The organism is Rhodococcus sp. P4_F3_2 (assembly GCF_056401335.1).
Genome location: NZ_JBFUJN010000033.1, coordinates 1 through 16,205 on the forward strand (window position 1 = coordinate 1; position 16,205 = coordinate 16,205).

At 61.6% G+C, this 16,205-nt stretch carries 13 protein-coding genes; 12 read left to right on the forward strand and 1 reads right to left on the reverse strand.

From position 1 onward, the window contains the following. Both AC1DWA_RS26765 and AC1DWA_RS26770 read left to right on the forward strand, forming a co-directional pair. Positions 1-538 (forward strand): hypothetical protein (locus AC1DWA_RS26765; RefSeq protein ID WP_477847774.1); only part of this gene is annotated, 538 nt, incomplete at its 5' end. A 143-nt stretch (positions 539-681) separates the two neighbouring features. Further along, positions 682-1,284, forward strand: coding sequence for a DUF732 domain-containing protein (locus AC1DWA_RS26770; RefSeq protein WP_477847775.1), 603 nt, complete (start codon positions 682-684; stop codon positions 1,282-1,284). On the opposite strand, the gene AC1DWA_RS26775 is transcribed toward AC1DWA_RS26770, so the two are convergent. After that, positions 1,247-1,561, reverse strand: a complete 315-nt coding sequence (locus AC1DWA_RS26775) for a hypothetical protein (protein ID WP_477847776.1) — start codon at positions 1,559-1,561, stop codon at positions 1,247-1,249. The two genes, AC1DWA_RS26770 and AC1DWA_RS26775, sit on opposite strands and share 38 nt — an antisense overlap. 1,059 nt (positions 1,562-2,620) lie before the next feature. On the opposite strand from AC1DWA_RS26775, the gene AC1DWA_RS26780 reads away from it, so the two are divergent. From AC1DWA_RS26780 to AC1DWA_RS26825, 10 genes are all read left to right on the forward strand, one after another. Beyond that, on the forward strand, positions 2,621-4,597 hold the full coding sequence (locus AC1DWA_RS26780; RefSeq protein WP_477847777.1) for a cutinase family protein: 1,977 nt from the start codon (positions 2,621-2,623) through the stop codon (positions 4,595-4,597). A gap of 679 nt (positions 4,598-5,276) precedes the next feature. Then, complete coding sequence (locus tag AC1DWA_RS26785) at positions 5,277-5,654, forward strand: TA system antitoxin ParD family protein (protein WP_477847778.1); 378 nt, start codon at positions 5,277-5,279, stop codon at positions 5,652-5,654. After that, positions 5,651-6,226: an ATPase gene (locus tag AC1DWA_RS26790; RefSeq protein WP_477847779.1), complete on the forward strand. Its 576-nt coding sequence runs from the start codon at positions 5,651-5,653 to the stop codon at positions 6,224-6,226. Before AC1DWA_RS26785 ends, AC1DWA_RS26790 begins: the two co-directional genes overlap by 4 nt. Positions 6,227-6,372: 146 nt before the next feature. Then, on the forward strand, positions 6,373-6,678 hold the full coding sequence (locus AC1DWA_RS26795) for a hypothetical protein (RefSeq protein ID WP_477847780.1): 306 nt from the start codon (positions 6,373-6,375) through the stop codon (positions 6,676-6,678). Positions 6,679-6,899: 221 nt separating this feature from the next. Continuing rightward, the gene (locus AC1DWA_RS26800) at positions 6,900-7,973 is read left to right on the forward strand and encodes a beta-ketoacyl-ACP synthase III (protein WP_195849595.1); all 1,074 of its coding nucleotides are present in this window, start codon (positions 6,900-6,902) and stop codon (positions 7,971-7,973) included. 454 nt (positions 7,974-8,427) lie between these two features. Next, positions 8,428-8,730, forward strand: coding sequence for a hydantoinase/oxoprolinase family protein (locus tag AC1DWA_RS26805; RefSeq protein WP_477847781.1), 303 nt, complete (start codon positions 8,428-8,430; stop codon positions 8,728-8,730). Between the two features lie 845 nt (positions 8,731-9,575). Then, on the forward strand, positions 9,576-10,580 hold the full coding sequence (locus AC1DWA_RS26810; RefSeq protein WP_477847782.1) for an AurF N-oxygenase family protein: 1,005 nt from the start codon (positions 9,576-9,578) through the stop codon (positions 10,578-10,580). 35 nt (positions 10,581-10,615) lie between these two features. Next, entirely contained in the window at positions 10,616-11,791 is a 1,176-nt protein-coding gene (locus tag AC1DWA_RS26815) for a hypothetical protein (RefSeq protein WP_477847783.1), read from the forward strand. Continuing rightward, on the forward strand, positions 11,770-14,511 hold the full coding sequence (locus AC1DWA_RS26820; protein ID WP_477917291.1) for an AMP-binding protein: 2,742 nt from the start codon (positions 11,770-11,772) through the stop codon (positions 14,509-14,511). The genes AC1DWA_RS26815 and AC1DWA_RS26820 overlap by 22 nt, the downstream gene beginning before the upstream one ends. A gap of 60 nt (positions 14,512-14,571) precedes the next feature. Continuing rightward, positions 14,572-16,152, forward strand: a complete 1,581-nt coding sequence (locus AC1DWA_RS26825) for an MBL fold metallo-hydrolase (protein ID WP_477917293.1) — start codon at positions 14,572-14,574, stop codon at positions 16,150-16,152. Positions 16,153-16,205 lie beyond the last annotated feature (53 nt).

Sequence of the window (16,205 nt, forward strand, 5' to 3'; positions counted from 1 at the left end):
AGCCGTGACTGCCTCGAGCAGCAATCTCAGTATCAAGACTGGCACGATCACGCTTACCTGCTCCAGCACGACGGGATCCGGAACCATCCCAGCGGCGCCGGGTAACTCCACCACCGGCACGGGCGGGATCAACGTAAACATCGGCACCCTCAGCCTGACCGGGTGCAAGGCTAACGGCCTACCCGTTGTGGTCTCGACCTCCGGCTCGTGGCAACTCAACGTCTCCGGAGATGCCATGCCCGCAGGCTCTGCACGGGGATTGCTTATCATCCCTACTAACCGGGCAGTCGTGACGATGCCCGGATCAACATGCACGGTCACCGTCGTAGGCTCGGGGACTGGAGGTACCGGAGTCAGTACTATCGGACCACTGCCATTCGACATCCCCAACCAGCGCGTCGTGGCAAGCAACACCGGCGCCGTGAACTACACACGCACCGGCACCGGACCCGTCTGCCCCGCCGCAGCCACTGGCACCGCAACGATGTCGGGCACACTGCAGTTCGCATCGGCCCCACCGATCAACGTCACCCCCTGACGCCGCCGGGTCTGGGTTCGGAGGGAATGCGCATATCCCGAAGCGTGTCGTAACAGAATCGCTCAAGGAGCTGGAAATGAAGCACATTGGCCGCACCCTCGCAATCGCCGCCTTGGCGGCGTGCGCTTTGACTGCGTGCAGTAGTGGCCCCGATTCCGATCGGGGACAGTTCGACGAGCGAGGCACGTGCACTGGGAACTGCCGACGAGACGGCCGCCGTCACCTGTGCCCCTCCCATGACGTCGGCCATCGTCGGTTCTGCTGATGCTGTCGTGGAAGAGGCGGTGCCCGAAAGTTACTCGAATCCCTCGACGTCGGTCTCACCTCTGACGAGCCCAGGTGAGGATCAGCCGACCGGCGCGGAGATAGCTGAAACCACGGAGTTGACGGCACCCGCGGAAGGTCATACGCCGGAGGAGATTGTCGCCGAGGCGGGCCCGCGAGGCCAGGACTCTCTGCGCGCACTACGAGCGCGCGGAGTTCCCGCGCTCGGGATGGACAGTGTTGAAATCAGCTTCGCCAACGGAACGTGCACAGCGTTGGCCTCGGGGATGCCGCGAACTGAGGTTCTGAACGAATTCGACAGTGTTGGTCAGGCTCTCGCTACCGGTGCTGGCCTTGAACCTGATCAGATTGCCGAAGCATATGTCTCGGCAGCTGAACAACGTACCGCTGAGGCTTCGAAGCCAGAGGCGCGAGAACGAAGTGTCAGTACAGGCTCGACCGAAACCAGTGATCGAGACTGATCATGTCTATCTTGTGCATGTTGAGACCCAACTGGGCAGCAACTTTTGCTGCGTCGGTGCGGGGGATAGAGCTTTGGGGCAGAGTCCAGTTGGTCTTCCGCGCATGATGCTCGAGAAGGTCGATGACTGTCCGCGGGACAGGTTCGTTGACGTGAAGTGTTGAGCCGTAGCGAAATTGCTGTTCTGTCGACAGTTTGTAGATAGATCGGGCGAGTAGGTTTACGTCGACTACTGACGGGATGGCATTACCGTCGTCGATGATCGAGTCGAGAGACAATTCGTGTCAGTGTCGGCAGAAACCATCTGTCGCCGGGTCGATACACGAGGTGGGGCCGGATGACCAGGCCTCCGGCGTCGCGCACGAACTTCTCGGCGAGGGCGCGCGTGCGGCTGGCAGGTGAGAGGGGTTTGAGAGCTGAGCCGTTGACCGGCACGTCTCGAAACGGGCCTGGCCCGTACATTGGTGCTGACGTAGAGCAAGCGTTCTACGCCGATGGCGGCGGCGATCGACGCAGCATTGTGTATGCCGTCGATCGGACCACGCGACCTGTCGTTGCCCCGGTTCGTCAATGGCGATTCGGTCGGCGAGCTCACCTGGCCAGCGTGGGGTCCGGTCGAGTTCTTACGAACTCCGATGTAAGTTCCGGCCTTGGCCAACGGTCGGGACGATGGTGCACACGCCTGTGTGTTTCCGGCGTTTGTCGATCGAAGAAACAAATCCGGACGCTCGCAGTGTCCTTCGTCGCCAGGATCTGGTAACCGGTGCGATGCAGTCGGGCTCGACGGGCTGAAAAGTATCCGTTTCCAACGGCGCGACCAGCGGAGTCAAGCAGATACGCAAGGAGATCGGCAGCGCCGGCCCGCCCAGGTCGCGAGCGACGCCGGTCTCAAACCGCCCTCTGACCGCGCCCTGGGCCGATGGGCGCAAGGCCGTGCCCCGCACACCGACGCAGCGCAGCGATCGAGTGCCTCGGCGGGATAGGGGAGTGGTCAAAAATGATCGCTCACCGTCCGCAAACATTGAATGTGCCACAACATATTCGAGAGTGGCAGCGCCATCCGCCGAAGCAACCCCGGGCCGCGAGGACCCGCATGCTGAGGTAGGAGCGAGAGCCACGTGACGGCTGCTATAACTCCGAATTTCGACGCTACGTGTGTCGTCCAGGGAACCGTGATGGCGAGAGTCGTGATGCGCGGTGAGCAGGAAGTTATCCACAGGCGACGTTGATTTTCCCGGACGTATCAGCCACTGTGTGCCTCTCGCCTTGCGTGGCCGCAGCGGGCAGGACACCCGCGCGTACCGGAAGGTGTAATTCCCCTGGTAGATGAGGTGCCCATGCCGCTCAAACGTCCGAACTTCCACCGCGCGACTACCCTGTTGGTGACGGCGGCAATAGCTACAGGCTCGATCGCTTCGACCGCACCGGCCATCGCGTCCGCCGCCCCCTCTGGTTGCCCGTCCACGTTCAACCTGTTCATTCCTGGGACCTGGGAAACGGCCGAAGACGCCGATCCGTCCATCTCGACCGGAATGCTCAAGCCAATCGCCGACAGCCTCACGGACAAGCATGGCAGTGCAGCACGGATCTACACGTTGCCGTACATGGCGAGAGCGTTCGACAACGGAAAGACATACGCAGACAGCAAATCTGATGGTCTGAGCAAGGCAAAGGACGTACTCACCGAGATCGCCGCGAAATGCTCCGAAACAAAATTCACAATCACCGGCTACTCACAGGGCGCGGACATCGCAGGCGATCTCGCTTCCGAGATCGGCAATAGCTCCGGCCCAGTCAAGGCAGAGCAGGTCCTCGCGGTCGGGCTTCTCGCCGATCCCGGCGCTGGGACGAAAGGTGAAGCAGTCATCGGCCCGCAACCATCGGGAAAGGGGATTGCCGATCCGCGGCCACAGGGTATGGGGAAGCTGTCGGGGCGCGTCGCGTCGATCTGTGATCCCAAAGACCTCTACTGCTCGATCCAGAAGGGATCGAGCCCACTGCTCGGATCGCTGGGTTCACTGCTCACCAAGGCCCCGAGCGCTGGAAGTGACGGCAATTTGCGCCTGGCCGCCGCTCTGGCATCGGATTTCTCTCATGCCGACCTTCCCGGCCTCGCTACCGCAACCGACAACCTGACCAGCGAACTGTCGAAGGCCGACGGCGCGGTCGATCTCAAGCAGATCGTCTCCAGCGCAACAACTCTGGCGAACACCATCAGCCCTCTCGTTGAACTGCTCGAATCCGGTGCCGCCAACCCCGCCGCGAACGGACAGCTCGCTGCAACTCCCGTCGGGACAGCCGAAAACAACGCAGGCCAGGTGCTCGACAAGGCCGCCCAATCGGATCTCAGCCGTGCACTCTCGAACTTGGACGTGATTGCCGACACCGCGAGCAAACTCGCCAGCAAAGGCCCCACGACGCTGCCGGCCACATCCTCGGACCTAACCTCGCTATCGGCTGCCGCTGACACCGTCGACAGCCAGATCACGCCGCTCGCAACGACACCGCGCGATGTCCTAGAATCCGCCTCCGGTGTCCTCTCCGTTCTCAAACCCTCAGTGGTCGTCAACCAAGTCCTGAACGTCGCCACCGGGCTCACCTCTCTGGACATGCGTGCGATCCAGGCGAACCTGAACCTGCTCCCGCAGAAGGTCGCTGCGCTCGACGCGCACGGTGCCCACAAGGTCGCAGGGGATCTCAACAACCAGTTCGCCCCGCTGGTGAAGATGGCCGCAGGTGTCGATCTGAAATGGGTCTCACAGGTCCTGTCGGTCATCCCGGACCCGTCCGGCTACTCACAGGTCGCCGCGCTCGTCGTGTCAATCCTGGGAGGCGTCGACATCAGCAAGCTCGCCAACCTCGTCGGGCAGGTGCAGGAAACCGCTTGGGCCGCAGTCGAGAAGCTGCTACCGCCGCCCGGACAGCTCCCCGACCCGCTCGGGGCCGGAGCTGCCATGACCAGCCTCCTCCCGGTCGGCGTCGAACTAGCATCTGTCGCGGTCGACATGCTCTCCGGCAAAGCTACGAAGACTGATCCGACGTTGCTCGGCAAGCAGTCCTCAACGGCCACCTCCATCACCACTCGAGCGCAGAATCTGAACCTGCCAGCGCTAGCCCGGTCATTGACCACTATGGCCAGCTCACAGGGCGCCAACGACCTCGCTTCCTTGGTAGGGGAGGGGCTCGACGCAGCGGCCTTCTTCGCCTCCGGGGCACACCAGAACTACAACACCCTCGTCGTCGACAACGCCGGCCGCAACGCGATCCAGTGGATCTCCGATTGGCTCAATCTGCAGATCGGACGTGCCGCGTGATCCGATGCCGCGCCCACAATCTGGCTTCTCGGTGGTCATGTGCGACCACTGCTTTGTCTGGGTCAAGGGCGGCTACGACGATGTGGTTTCCGCGCTGCGCGAGTAGATCGCAGGTCGCTGCACCGAAGCCGATGGCGCCCCAGGACTTCCGCTAAGCGGCGTCTGTGCGTCGCGGCGATGGCAGCGGACCATTACCGCTGTGCTCGGTGCTTGCTAGTATCGAAGTTCTCGGGATCGTTGTGGTTCAACGGATTCCGGTACTCGTCCGATTTGGCCGTGTGTCATGCCCATGGCCTCTCGTTCTTCGAGCCGCGGTAGGTGGGCAGGGGTTCAGGGTTGCGATTTGCAGTGGATTCGAGCCGGAAGGATCCAAGTCGCTGAATCGGAAACGAAACTGCGGCGCGGCTCACTTCACTGCACCCGGTGGGGTGGTGAGACGCTGCCCGTTGGTCACGGCCGGACGGATGATCGGTTGCCTGGCCGTTAGTGGTGGTATCTACCTGCGCGTGCGACGAGGACGGGAGCGGTCGGTGTCGACGTGACAGGCGCATTCTCCAACTGTCCTGCGAGTCCAAGAGGCAGCCATCTCCTTCCTTGTACGTCTGGTGTGGCGTCACGCATGGATATCCTCTGTAGCAAATTGCTACAATGACTTTGATGTTGTAGCGAAGGAGGAGCCATGACGGAAGTCGTCGACAAAGTCACCAGGTTCTCATCAGAGCTCGTCGATGCCGCGGCCGCGGAGGGACAGCGCGAGCATCGCTCGGCGCGCCAGCAGCTCGAGCACTGGGCTCGGGTCGGTCGTGAGGTGTCGAACCAGCGACAGGTCGCACGTCAGCGTGTCGAGGCCGCCCTCGCCGGCCGTATCCCACTGAGTGTGCTCTCCGCCGAGGAGGGCGCGGTATTCAACGCGGAGATCGCGGCGACCCTTGAAGAATCAATCGCGACAGGTAGCCATGTCGCTGATCGCGCAGTTCAGGGGCGCGCTACGATTTCGCTCGACGAGCGCGGCCGGGTCGTCAAGTATCTGCCTGACGGTTCGCAGATCGTCTTGTGAGACGTCTCGATCTTGTTGTCGGGCCGAACGGTGCCGGCAAATCGACGTTCGTCGAGCAGCGTCTGGCGCCCCTGCTTCCCGGCAGCGTGTTTGTCAACGCGGATGTGATCGCTAAAGATCGATGGCCTGATGCGGCCGAGGAGCATTCCTACGAGGCCGCACGGATTGCGGCGACTATGCGCGATGCCCTGATCGAGCGGGGTGAGTCGTTCATCGCCGAGACGGTGTTTTCGCATCCATCGAAATTGGAGTTGATCGACCGTGCGCGCCGGGCCGGGTTCGTTGTCGTCCTACACGTGGTCCTGGTTCCGGTCGAGTTGTCGGTTGCTCGTGTTGCCGAGCGGGTTGTCGAGGGTGGACATTCGGTGCCTGAAGTGAAGATTCGCGAGCGATTCGAGCGGCTGTGGTCGTTGGTCGTCGACGCGATCGATCGATCCGACCACGCGACCGTGTACGACAACACTGCCCCGGATGTCACGCGCATTGTTGCCCGGTTCGTCGACGGCGATCCGGTCGGCGAGATTACCTGGCCGGCATGGATTCCGGCCGAGTTGCTGAGAGCATCGAAGTAGGTTTTCGATCCCGGCCAACGCTCAGGGGCGATGATCGCACATACCTTTCTGTGACTTTCCGGCGCTCGCCGAACCTGCACAGCGCGCTCACTTGACCACGTCCATGTCAGGATGCTGAAACCGCTGCGGACCCGGGGCTCGACACCATGCACACGCCGCGATCAGGCTACGGCGCGCCTGAACCCCAATCCGCTGCGCAATCATTGGTCCGGGTCGACACCTTCGTCACCCACCACCAAGCCCGCGGCGACCTCGTCTTCCAGGAACGTGTCGAAGCGGCCCGCACACCGAAGACCTACTCGCCGAACGCCACAGCGAAGCAGTCGACCTGTTCGCAGCGCTCGAAGGACAACGCGGTGCGCACCAGGCCCGCAGGAATTGGGCGCAGAGCTATGGGCGATACCTGGGCGCATGCCTGCGTTCATGCGGTAGGGGCGGCACATCCGCTGTAAACGCCCGGGTCAAGCACTCCACAAGCGTTGTCTCCGGGCTGTTCTCAACCGTGCGGTGGTTCGCGGGTTAGCAATTCGAATAATCTAGCGGCGCTTCATATCCAGGCGACACCATACAAGGTCGGATTGCCCACTGGAAGGGCTATCAGCGCGATTTTGTGCCCCTAACAAGAGGGCATTGGCGGCGCGTGCGTTTGTGTGGGCTGTTTGGTTCATGTTAGATGCAGGGGACGTGGACTGTCAGGTCCCCCGGAGAGGATTCCGTGCTCATTTCCACAGCACCTTCCGTTACTCATACGGCCCTCTTGGGGCTGGGCGTTTACCGGCCCCGACGGAGTGTCCCCAATTCCGAAATCGTCGATCGTATCGACTCTTCCGACGAATGGATCCGCACCCGGTCGGGAATTGCAGCGCGCGGGTGGGCGGAACCGGACGAAACCATCGTGGCGATGAGCGTCAGCGCCGCTCGCAGCGCACTCGCCGCGGCCGGAATCGCCGCCGAACAGATCGATGCAGTCGTACTCGCGACATCGTCGCAAATGGTGCTCGGCCCCTCCGCGGGCGCGGTCGTGGCGACGGAACTCGGATTGCACGACACCGCAGCGTTCGACGTCTCAGCTGGGTGCGCGGGCTTTTGCTACGCGCTCGGCAACGCCGCAGCCCTCGTCCGCGCGGGTCAGGCACGCCATGTTCTGGTGATCGGCGTGGAACGGCTTTCCGATCTGCTCGATCCGACCGACCGTACCTGTGCGTTCATTTTCGCGGACGGGGCTGGAGCAGTCGTGGTCGGTCCGTCCGAGTCCGAAGGTATCGGTCCGGTCGCATGGGGTTCGGATGGAAGCCAGACGTCTGCAATCAAGCAGGACAAGGACTTCACCCAGTACTTCGCCGAGGTCGCTGCGGCCGAGCAATCCGGCGAACGCAGTGAACGACCGTACATCCGAATGAACGGCCAGGCTGTATTTCGCTGGGCAATAACCTTTTTGGAGAAGGCCTGCCGCGACGCACTGGACAAAGCTGGAATCACGGCCCACGACCTCGACGCGTTCGTTCCACACCAAGCCAACAGTCGCATCACCGACGCGCTCGTACGAACGCTGGGACTGCCCGACACCGTCGCAGTTGCCCGCGACATCACCGAAAGCGGAAATACCAGCGCAGCATCGATTCCGATGGCCATGGAACAACTTCTCCGTTCCGGCGAGGCCCGACACGGAGACACGGCGCTGCTGCTCGGATTCGGTGCCGGCCTGGCTTATGCAGGACAAGTTGTCCATCTCCCACCTCTGGCATAACCCAACCGATTCGAATGATTCGGTTCAATGACCGATCGAGATGCGCTCCAGGGGCTGGCGAAATGTGCCCCGTTCGTGGGCTTCGAGGGCGATCCGAGATAGTTTGCAGTGGAACGGTATTCGTCTTGCATGGTCAGCCAGAAGCCGAAACTCGCTCCGGAAGCTATGGTGTGGGCTCGCGGTTGGTAACGGTTCCAATCGCCCGTCATCCGAATCTAAGGGACTGTTTTAGGGTGGAGATGCCGGGTGGAACAAAGAGCCCGGCGCAATAAGTGGGTCTCCGCGATGTGTGCTCAACACGGGGACGTCTCACCTCATGGAGTCCCTGACCGGCATGTCATAGCAACAGAACTGTTCAGATCGACGGCAAACCGGTAGACGCACAGTTCGTGGCACACGAATCGGTCGGCTCTGAACCCAACCAAGGTGCAACGACGCTGACCGAAGAACTCGCTTGCCGGGGAGATGCACTGCACCCCTTCATGTTATGCGCTCGAGTGGCGGTATCTGCGACGCCCGACTGGTCGCACAAAACCTGATCCAGACCATTCTCAGCGGACCAGCCGGCGGCTTGGCGGCGATGGAGACCCTCGCACGAGACCGACTGGTGTCCGCAACGCCGGCCGGCCTGAAGTTCTTCCATATGACGGGTAGGGCGATGGCAACCGAATTGCGGGACTGGCTGACCCAAACGAGTTCCCTTACGAGCGGTATCTCAACGACTCGCGCTTCCTCGCTGAGCTCTTGGTTCCGCTGACCAGGAAGGCATCCGCGCGCAACCTTGCGCAAGAGCCGTGAAGGCCTCGTGCGTCGTGGCCTGACGATGAGATTAGAGGACGTGCCAGGCGTCCGCTCGGACGGCGGTGACGACTCTGGCTGATGTGGGACATGGGTTTTGCAGTGGCCGCGCCGCGTCGAACCATACTGGCGACAGCCACCTTGCTTAGGATCTTGTTGTACATCCCGACGATATGATTGTCGCTGGACCCAGCCTCACACCCGACGGCGAATTCACCGCTGTACACACGCGCGGACTGACTGAAAAATCCTCGACGGAACTTGGTGAACCATCCTATGTCACAAGGGTTTCACCACCAGAACGCGACGCGATTCGCCGAAGGGAAGGACATTGGTAGATGCACCATTGCGCATCTACGTCGCGCAGGCCGTTGTACTCGGCGTTCATGCCATTCGGCGCAGGAAAGCGCGATTTTACTTGCTCCGAGTTAGGGAAAACACTCCCCGCGCAGTTCAGCCAGGTTCAGGGGACTTTTGCTGCTACCCCAACAATTTAATCCGCCTCCACTGGTCGTTGCCCATCGGAATCGTTCCTTCGTCCGATAGTGGGGATCGGTGTTGCCTGACGCGCTCGTTGGTGCCGAATTCCGTTGGTTAATCACTAATCCGATAGCGTCACCTGGTGCATTCGCGGGATGCCTATGCGCGACCGCTGATGACACGGACAGGTGGTGAACCCGTCGATCAGGTGTAGGTAATTCTCTTGTCGGGGCAATTCCGTAGGTGTAACTACCGACTGATAATCACCTACCGGATCGTGCAGGGTGGGGGCTGAGTGACGCCAACGAAGGGGGACGCTAGCTCATGTCCGACACCGCCTCAGCTGACACGGATGATCATCTGACCCACCTCCCAGGGCTGCCCGCATTCGACCCGAACGACGAAGTCGAAAACGCGATCATCGGTCGGCTCGCATCGAACTGGCACCGACGTGCCGCCGTGAAACGTCACGAGCCTGATCTGGACGATCTTTTCGACCTGGCCCGCCCCGATTTCCGTAAGGACATGGTCCCGATCAGGGCGCACCCTATTTGGGACACCCTGTCAGAAGAGACCCGGTCGCGCCTGCTGAGTTGGGGGTGGGTGTCCTACAACCGAAATACCGTGCTCATTGAGCAGCGGATCGTGAACCCGGCTTTCGAGAAGGTTCTCGACGGAGCGTTTCCCGCCCTCGGAGGACCGGCGCTCGAGATTGCGATAGCCCAAGCGATGGTCGATGAGCAGTATCACTCGTTGATGCACATGAACGGGAGCGCGGTGACCCGGCGAAAGCGTCGGGACAGTTTTTCCGATCATGTGCTGCCTGAATCCCACATCACCCAGATTCATCGGCGTCACCGTGACGAGCACACCGAGGGATGGCAGAAGAATCTGACGTCGTTGGCGTTCGCCACGGTCGCGGAGATCTCGATCAACGCCTATCTGGATCTGCTTGCCAACGACCAGGAGATTCAGACGATCAACTCGACGCTCGTGAAGCTGCACAACAGGGACGAGTACTGCCACGCATCTATTGCCGACGAGATGGCCAAGCAAGTCTACGAGCGTCTTACTGCGGATCAGCAACGTTTCTTCCTGGAGAAGCTGATCGCCGGGATGGAAGCGTTCATCGCGCCGGACTTTCAGACGTGGGAAACGATCCTGGAGTTCGAAGGTGTGAAGGGGTGGGAGCGGGCGGCAGCGGACGTTCGTGCTTCTCAGTCCGGGGTGCACCTCGTGCAGGACCATTCGGGATTGCACACGTTGCTCTCGGAGATGGGGGCTCTCGACGCGGTCGAGTTCGGTTGGCATTCGGTGGGCGTGAAGTAGTTCGTCGGCGAAACGTAAGTAGGAGGGGAACTTTCGTGAACGAACCTGCATTGCGTGAGGAAGCTGACGGTCTTCGTGATCTGTACAGTTTTCTGCACGACCTCGGTTTGGACGGGGACGTGAATCCGTGCTCCGGAGCGATCGGCGTCGTCGACGAGACGCGGTTGTCGGACACGCGACGTTTCCGTGTGTTGGTCGAGCGGTTGGGGTTGTGTGACGCCCTTGCGAACGTCCTCGATGTTGAACCACCGGATGTGCGATGCAGTCTGGTGTATGTGCCGGGCACTGTGGACGGCGATATCGACGACATGACGGCGATCATGTCGAACTATCACAATGCGACACCCTTGACGCTGGACGAGGTCGTGCACGTTGCGTGCTGGCGTCACCGTTCCGGGAAGCACGCCGTATTCGTGAAGGTGAATCATCTCGTCGCGGATCTTCCCGATGTCACGTATCTGGTGGAAGTGTTCCGGGACTATCTGCAAGCGGTGTACGAACCGGAGGGCGCCGACGCCGTGTCGCTCGGTGACTACTACCGCGGGCACGGGGAAGCTGTCCGGCGGTACGCGGGCCTGCCTCGGGCAGACGTCGATGCCGTCGAAACCTCCCTCGGCGGCGTTGTGACTCCTCGGGTGAAGGGCATCCCCACGATCTCCGCCTCGACAGGGAGCTGGCTGCCTGTGCGAGAAGAGGTGCGCTTCAACGAGATTCTCAGTGTGGTGAGTGAGTTGCTCCTCGAAACGTTCGACAGCGACTTCGTATTGCAATACCCGTTTTCGCAGCGAACGATGAACGGCTCAGCCGGTTACTACGGTGAGATCCGGCCACTGGTGATACGCGCGGAACAACGGGGAACGTACGACGTCGCCCACTTCCGGCGAGCACGCGCCCTCTACGAGTCGGCGGGCCGGTTCACCATGTCGGACCTGCCCGCGTTCGCCGGAGGATTCACCCGCGGACGAGTCCCGCGAATCGTCGTCTCCGACACCACCTTCATGCGTCCGAGGCCGGATCGCTGGGATTGGGTACCGGTCCTGAGCGCGCGGACGTTCGAAGACGTCAAGTTTCTCATCGACAGGTCCTGGCCAGGTCCTCCGCTGATGCGGGTGCAGTACAAACGTAGGTTCCTGCCAGCCGACACAGCCACCACCATGCTCGGCAAGCTCAAGCAACGGATTGGAGTTCAATGCATCTCGCAGAGCTACTGACAGAGGTTTTTCGTCGCCACAGCGGCGATGCCGCACTCCGCACCGCGGACCGTGTGTGGTCGTACGCCGAGCTTGACCGGATCACCTGCGTGCTCGCCGATTTCATCGACTCGCACTGTGAACTCGACCAGCGTGTTGTTCTCGTCGGTGATCACTCGGCAGAGGGGATTGTATGGGCGTTGGCGGCGATGCGCAGCCGCGCGATCTACACGCCGATGAATCCGGAATGGCCTGCCCAGCGTGTGGATGATGCACTCGCGTTGTGTGAACCGGCGCTCGTGGTGTACTTCGACCGTGCCAGCGTCATCGCGTCTGCGTCGACGACTGCGGAACGTRTTTACGCCCCCGAGGTCGGATTGCCCGAGGCTGCGGATGTTGGTTCGGTCAGGCCCGCGCCGCGGTATGCGTACTCGATCTTCACGTCGGGATCGACCGGGGCGCCGAAGTTGGTCAACATCGGGCACGACGGCATCGAGAATCTGTGCCGAGCATTGAATCGGACTCTCGAGATCAGCGCAGGGGATTCGCTGCTTCAGTTCTCGTCGCTGTCGTTCGATGCATCGATCTCGGAGATCCTCGCCGGTCTCTACAGCGGTGCCACAGTCGTTGTGCCACAACAGTCTCAAGGTTCCTGGTTGGGGTCCGTGTCCGCGCACCTCAAGGCAGAAGGGTGCGATGTCCTGATGATCGCGCCGTCGATCTATGCGCGGCTCGACGACGCTGCGAAGCGCCGGATCGGGAAGGTTCAGTTCTCGGCGGAGGCGTTGAAGAGAGCGCAGTTCGAGGAGGCGAGGAAGTGCAGCGCAGTCTACAACGCGTATGGCCCGACCGAGGGAACGGTGTGTTTCTCCATTGCGGCTCTGGACGAGTTCGAGGACACGATCGGTTCGCCGGTCGAGGGGTTCGAGGCGTTCGTTCACGCGGAGGAATCCGGCGTACTCGACAACCTCGGGGAAGGGGAACTCGTCATTGTCGGAGCAGGGGTTGCTCTGGGGTACGAAGGTGCACGTGAGCAGGACCGCACCGTCTTCACACAGATCGACGGGTGCCGTGCGTACAAGACGGGGGATCGGGTCAGCATCACCGGCGACGGTCGTCTGAGGTACCTCGGCCGCATCGACGAGCAGATCAAGCGTTTCGGGCATCGCGTGAACATCGTGCACGTCGAGGCGGACCTCGCGACGAAACTGGACCATCCTGTGGCGATGGTGGCGTTCGAGGACGAGTTGGTTCTTGCCTCACCTCCCGGCCGTGGTGATGCGGGCGCTCTGATGAAAGAAGTCCGCGAGATGCTCCCGTTCTGGGAGGTGCCGGACCGGATCGAGATCCTTGACGAACTGCCGCTGGCAACGAGCGGAAAACTCGACAAGTCCGCGCTGCGGAAACAGCTCGAGAAGGCAGTAGTCGTCACCGCGCCGCTCGGCGACGTTGAGGCGGAGCGCGCCGCGGTCGAGGAAGTTGTCAAAGATGTACTCGGAGAAAGCATCGACCCCGACGCGTCGTTGTTCGACGCGGGCGGCAACTCGCTGGCGATGATGCGCATCCAAGTCCGGCTCGGTGATCTCTACGGCGAAGACGACGTCGAGAACGCTTTCGACGCCATGGAATACGACTTCTCCATCAACGGGTTTCTCCGCTGCATTCACGGTGGAGACGCACAGGCCCGCCCGTCGACAGTGCAGACGGTGTACGAAAAGATCGACGCGCGACTGTCCACGTTGCGGACTGAACTGGCGGACCTGAACGTCGGCAGCGGCGGAGCGGGCACTCCAATTATGCTGGTGACCGGAATATCAGGATTCGTCGGCGGTCACGTTCTCGATCACCTCCTCACGGAGAACGCCGCTGATGTGCTTGTCGTCAGTGTCAGCGATCCGGAAGAAGGGCTTCGGCGGCACCGTCAGCGGTTCGACCGTGTCGCCGGCGAATACCGCAATGTCCGCACCATGACTTACGAGGGTCTCGCAGCTGCAATCGAGAACGGCAGTGCCCCGGCGGTTTCTGCGGTCGTACATTGCGGTTACGACGTCAATCACCGGCTGCCGCTCGAACAGCATCTCGCGAGCAGTGTGGAGAACTCCGTGGTGGTGGCGAAGGCCGCAGCTGCAGGTGGCGCTGAGTCGTTCACGTTCCTGTCGGCGGCGTCGGTAGGCGAGGAGTTCGGTCCGTTCACGCGGGATAGGTTGGCGTCCATCGCAGATCCGTACTCTCAGTCGAAATTCGTTGCCGAGGCCTACCTCTGTGCTCTGCGCGAGGTGGGGTGCGAGGTGAATGTTCTCCGTATCGCCCTGATTTACGGTCACCAGGAAAGTGATCGGCGGTTCCTCGTCGACGATTGGTTCAGTGCGGTGTTGCGTTTGTCGTCGGAGTTGCAGGTTTTGCCACGCTTCGGTGGCTACATCCCGGTCTGCGATGTCCGCACGGTCGCCCGCAGTGCCGTGTCCGCGGTGCACGGGGGTAGCGCCGGGTCCGCGGTGGTCGTTCATCGCACGTACTCGCTCGACGAGGTCATGGAGCTGGTGGGGGTCGAGGAATCCGCAGTCGTGCCCGTCTCGGAGTGGCTCGACCGCGTCCGTGATTATCCCGGGACCGATCACCGGTTGGTCCCGGTGTTGCAAGCAGCTCTCGGGGGAAGTGGGTGGCAGCGTCCGGTCGCCGGTCACAATCTCGACATCTTGACCGATGTGGTTGCCCTGCTGGCCGCCCCGGCTCCCGTGTGAGCGCGAGTACCCGCTGCGCTCTGCCCTGACCCGCATCACCTGAACCGAAAGAGTTCCCTGATGAACTATTCCTTGCGCTCGAACATTGCGGTCGAGCCCGCGATCGGCGGCTGGTACGCGTGGTCGTACCTGGTTCCGCCCCATACGCTGGCACGCTTCATTCACAACCGCTTCATTCCGATCATCGAGTCGTATCTCGAGGACCCGCAGGTCCACGCCATGGCCGTCAAGCAACCGAAAATGCACGGCGGTCCGTGGATACATGCCTACGAGCACTACGACCAGATCAAGAACTGGTACGAGAGTATGCGTGGCAGTTATGACAGGCCACTCGAATTGTTCGAAGCGATCAAACAGTTGGAGGAGAAGATCCTCCCCGACTACACCGGCGAAAGCCTCGATTCTGTGTATCAAYGGCTTCCGCTCGCGTTGGCGGGGCGGGTCGAGGTGTTCTACGGACGCGACAACAAGACGCCGGACTACCGGTTCATCGAACCGTTGATGTACGCATCGGACTACTACGACGAATCCCTGCAACAGGTGCGATTCCGTGAGATCACCGCCGACGCACGCGAATTCGCCCTCACCACACCAGTTCTCGAGTACACCGACCAAGAGCTCGTCGTAGACGTCCCCTTCAAGTCGCCGTTGCTCGACAGGTTGTTTCGCGGCGATCTCTCGGAGAGCGGCCTGACCCAGCTCGAACACGAACTCGCGATACCGGCCGAGCGTTCGGCATTGTTTCGCAGTTACTTCGAAGCCGTGCCGACAGTGAACAACGAAACCGGAAGTGACCGAATGGAATACGTCGGACACGCATCGGTGTACGCCCAGTACGAAGGGACGACATTCCTGGTCGACCCCGTATTGAGCTACGGCGGATACGAAGGCGCGGCAGAGGGGAAGTTCTCCTACGACGACCTACCCGCCGCGCTCGACTATCTCCTGATCACTCACAATCACACCGACCACATGCTGTTCGAAACGCTGCTTCGTATCCGGCACAAGGTAGGAACCATCCTCGTGCCCAAGTCGTCGACGTCGAGCATGGTCGACCCCGGCCTGGCCAGGATCTTGCGGCACCTCGGGTTCACCGATGTCGTCGAATTCGACGACCTGGACACCCACACGTGCGGATCCGTTCAGGTGACCGCTCTGCCATTCCTCGGCGAGCACGGCGACCTGCAGATCAGGACGAAGGCGGGTTGGCATCTTCGATTCGGTGAGAAGACGGCACTCTTCGCTGCGGATTCGACCAACATCTCGCCGACGATGTACGCGAAGGTCGCTGAATTGATCGGCCGCGTGAACACGGTCTTCATCGGAATGGAAAGCATCGGCGCCGCGGCGAGCTGGATCTACGGTCCGCTGTTCAGTGCGCCGTTGGCGCGGCGGTCGGACCAAAGCCGTCGCCTGAACGGTTCGAACTTCGAACAAGGCCGAGACATCGTCGACGCACTCGACCCGGACGAGGTCTACACCTACGCGATGGGGTTGGAATCGTGGATGGGGAATCTGATGGCCATCGACTACGACGAAAACCACCCCGCGATCATCGACAGCAACGCACTGACCGACTACGCCGTCAGCAAGGGCCGTACCTCGAAGCGGCTCTTCATCCGAGAAACACTCCCACTATGACGGCCACCGCCTTCCCCACCGCCGGACCCCACAACCCGACCGATCCGACGACG